Below are 3,217 nucleotides of genomic sequence, written 5' to 3'. Positions count from 1 at the left end.
AAAGACCACGGTACCATCCTGGGGTGCTGTAGCGTGCTTGATCTGAGACATCGGCCAACTCCCTTCAGGTCCGGAGGAGCCAAAACTCTGGCCCAATCTCTGGCCGCCTGCATGGTATCTTTGGCCAATTTTCGGGCTTGAGGCGGCGGAGCGGGAGGTTGGCTAGACTGGCGACGTCCCTGCCACAGAACCCTCACCATGCTGCGCCTGCCAGCTCGCTTCGCCGCGGTGATCCTATGCTTCGCGCCACTGCTCCAGCAACGGAGTTGGCGTCACGCCCAGGTGCTCCTGATGGGCGCCATTCTGGTGCCTGGCCAGCGCACGGTGGGCAGCATCATGCGCATCAGCGGGCTCTGCCGGGAGTGGCGGTTCGTCAACTACTACCGCGTGCTGAACCGCGCCGCCTGGAGCAGCCGGGCGGCACGCGGGTGCTGCACGGGCTGCTGCTGGACGCCTTTGTGCCGCGCGGGCCGGTGGTGTTGGGCCTTGACGACACGATCGAGCGCCGGCGCGGCAAGCACATCAGCGCCAAGGGCATCTACCGCGACCCGGTCCGCTTTAGCCACGGCCACTTCGTCAAGGCGAGCGGCCTGCGCTGGCTCAGCCTGATGCTGCTGGTGCCGATCTCCTGGGCCGGGCGGATCTGGGCGCTACCGTTCCTGATGGCACTCGGCCCCTTGGGGCGCTACTGCCGCGAGCGCGGGCTGCGCCACAAGAAGCTCACTGACTGGGGGTGGCAACTGGTCCTGCAGGCACGCCGCTGCATGCCGGGCCAGCCGTTGGTGGTGGTGGCCGACAGCGGCTTCTCCGCCCTCGAGTTCCTGGCCGCCCTGGGCGGCCACGGGGTTACCTGCGTCACCCGCCTGCGCTCCGCCCGGCTTGCTTCCGCGGCGGCACGGAACGCGCGCCACGCCAAGTGGACGGGCTCGATGCCATCGCCCTGCCCATCGGACGAGGGAAGGGCATCCTCGGCGCCGCCAACGTCGTGTGGCCCCGGCGGTTAGCAGTGGATTCGCCCTTTGTGGATACCCAGCGTGCCCGCCACGCGGCGCTTTGCGTCGCCATCACGGTCTGGTAGCTCCGCTCGGCCGGAAGGGAGAATTTCAGGAAGTCGGCCATCTCGTCCGTAGGCATCCAGCCCGCCAGCAGCCAGGAACCGTCCTCGCGCCGCACCGCTGCCGGTTCGTCCCCCGGGGTCCTCATCAGAGCGAAAACCGCCCACGATAGCGCCGGTTAGGTCGGTCGGCGTGACAATGCCCTCGAAGATTCCGTACTCATCATGCAGCAGCGCCATGGGCACCTCGGCACCGCGAAGGATGGTGAGCACATCCAGTGCGTCGGCGTCGTCGGGCGCCATGGGAGCGGGGCGCGCCATGGCGCGCGCGTCAAGCGGTTCTCCCCGAAGCAAGGCGGCCAGCAGTTCGCGCGACTGCACGACGCCGATCAGGACACGCGGGGAGCCCTCGCCGACGGGTAGGCGGGAATGCGCTGTGCGCATCAGGACCTCGCGCATCGCCTCAGGTCCGGCCGAGAGGTTGATCCAGTCGACGTCTCCGCGGGGCGTCATCAACCCCTTCACGGGGCGCTCCCCCAGGCGCAGTACACCCGCTATCATGTGGCGCTCCATGGTCTCGATGGTCCCGTGCCGCTCCGCTTCGGTGACCATTGCCCGCACATCGTCCTCTGTAACCTTCTCCTCCGGCTCGTTGCTCCGCCCCAAGAGCCGGAAGATCAGGTTGGTGGAGCTGTCGAGCAGCCAGGCCGCCGGAGTGGCAATGCGCGAGATGACCGTCATGAGCGGCGCTACGGCGCAGGCAAGGCCCTCAGCATTGCTGAGCGCGAGGCGCTTTGGGACGAGTTCGCCGACGACAATGGAGAGATAGGTCACCGCCGCAACAACCGCACCGAATCCGAGTGGTTCGCCACCCCCGGTGACAGGCCCGTTCCGACAAGCCAAGCGGCCAACTTGCCGCCGAGCGCGGAGCCGGAAAAGGCTCAGGCAAGGACGCCGACCAGGGTGATCCCGATCTGAACGGTAGAGAGAAAGCGGCCAGGTTCGGAGATAAGCGCCAGGGCGGCATTTGCCCCGGGTCGTCCTGCTTCAGCCATCGCCCGGAGCCGTGCCCGGCGTGCGGATACCACCGCGAGTTCGGACAGTGAGAAAAGCCCGTTCACCACGACGAGAACGAGAATGATGGCGAGTTCAAACAGAGTGACCTCCACAGGGCGGAAGACGGGACAGAGATGGAAGCTCATACCCCATCAGCCCCCTCGTGCGAGCAATCCAGAGCCCGAGGTCAGCGCCGTGAGCACGGGGGGTGCCGACGCCATCATCGACTTCAGTTGTAGCCATTCTCCTAGGGCGCGGCGTCGCCTGCCGTCCAATGGCCGCTTTCTTGGAAGCTGGGCTGAAGACCGGACTGGCGGCTTCCGGCCAGACCCGGCCGGGGCAACTGCGTCCCCTCCCCGTGTCATGCTGCGCGCAGCCTTCCCCCCAAGCGCTCCAGACCACCACAGCCGCTTCTCTTTCCCCAAGGCGGAAGCCGCGCCCCCGTGATCAGCAGAAGGTAGCCGCCGGCGATGACGAGGCTCGGCTATACTGGGCCGGGCATCAGGACCGCGCGGACCATGAGCGACGACTACATGAAGAACCAGGGCGAGGCGCTCGCCCAGCACGTCCGGCTTATGGACGGCAAGTCCGGCTATGTCGAGGCCACCGCCGACGGCTTCCAGGTCTATGTCCGCAAGAAGTGGGCGGGCAGGCAGATCACCTCCTGGGACGGCATGCCGGTCGAGTGGCACGAGAACGTCGGCACCCACAAAGCGGCAAACCGCTGACTGAGGGGGGCGCCCCGCCCCCGGTGGGGATGCGGCAGGCCTCGCTGCTGTAGGCTGAGAGCGACATCACGGCGGTGCGGCTGCATAAGGATTTCGGCAAGACTTTCGCGCCCGACTTCCACCCGCCGCGCTGGGTTTGTCCGAAGCGGCAGGAGCGAAGACTGGCACCGAAGATCCGGTTTCGGTGAGGGGCGTCACCCGGCAGAAAGCCAATGAAACGAGGCGCCATCATCGCCTCTGGGCAGGCACCTGGGCACGATAATCCTGCATTATCGTGCCCAAGGGGGAAGGCGAGGGGGATTGCCATCAAGACACCGGCCCTGGCACTCTCGACGGGGCCGTAGAGGCGGGCGCGGGGGCGCCGGCTGGGACGGCTCGA

At 67.2% G+C, this 3,217-nt stretch carries 4 protein-coding genes; 2 read left to right on the top strand and 2 right to left on the bottom strand.

The genetic code is table 11. The features are described 5' to 3' along the window. The first annotated feature begins 362 nt into the window (after positions 1-362). Complete coding sequence (locus ACO1BU_RS36475) at positions 363-1,004, top strand: transposase (RefSeq protein ID WP_424140759.1); 642 nt, start codon at positions 363-365, stop codon at positions 1,002-1,004. Here the strand turns inward: ACO1BU_RS36475 and ACO1BU_RS36470 are convergent. Together ACO1BU_RS36470 and ACO1BU_RS36465 are read right to left on the bottom strand one after the other, a co-directional pair. Next, positions 1,001-1,957, bottom strand: a complete 957-nt coding sequence (locus ACO1BU_RS36470; RefSeq protein ID WP_424140758.1) for a hemolysin family protein — start codon at positions 1,955-1,957, stop codon at positions 1,001-1,003. The genes ACO1BU_RS36475 and ACO1BU_RS36470 overlap by 4 nt on opposite strands. A 38-nt stretch (positions 1,958-1,995) precedes the next feature. After that, a complete protein-coding gene (locus ACO1BU_RS36465; protein ID WP_424140757.1) occupies positions 1,996-2,256 on the bottom strand; it encodes a CNNM domain-containing protein in 261 nt (86 codons plus the stop codon). A gap of 372 nt (positions 2,257-2,628) precedes the next feature. Between ACO1BU_RS36465 and ACO1BU_RS36460 the strand changes: the two genes are divergently transcribed. Next, positions 2,629-2,838 carry a hypothetical protein gene (locus ACO1BU_RS36460; protein ID WP_424140756.1) on the top strand — a complete coding sequence of 70 codons (210 nt, stop codon included), beginning with the start codon at positions 2,629-2,631 and terminating at the stop codon, positions 2,836-2,838. Positions 2,839-3,217: the final 379 nt, after the last annotated feature.

Source organism: Roseomonas chloroacetimidivorans, assembly GCF_049629625.1.
Taxonomy (GTDB): domain Bacteria; phylum Pseudomonadota; class Alphaproteobacteria; order Acetobacterales; family Acetobacteraceae; genus Roseomonas; species Roseomonas chloroacetimidivorans.
The sequence above is the reverse complement of the archived record's forward strand: the minus strand, read 5'-3'. Positions and strand labels throughout refer to the sequence as shown.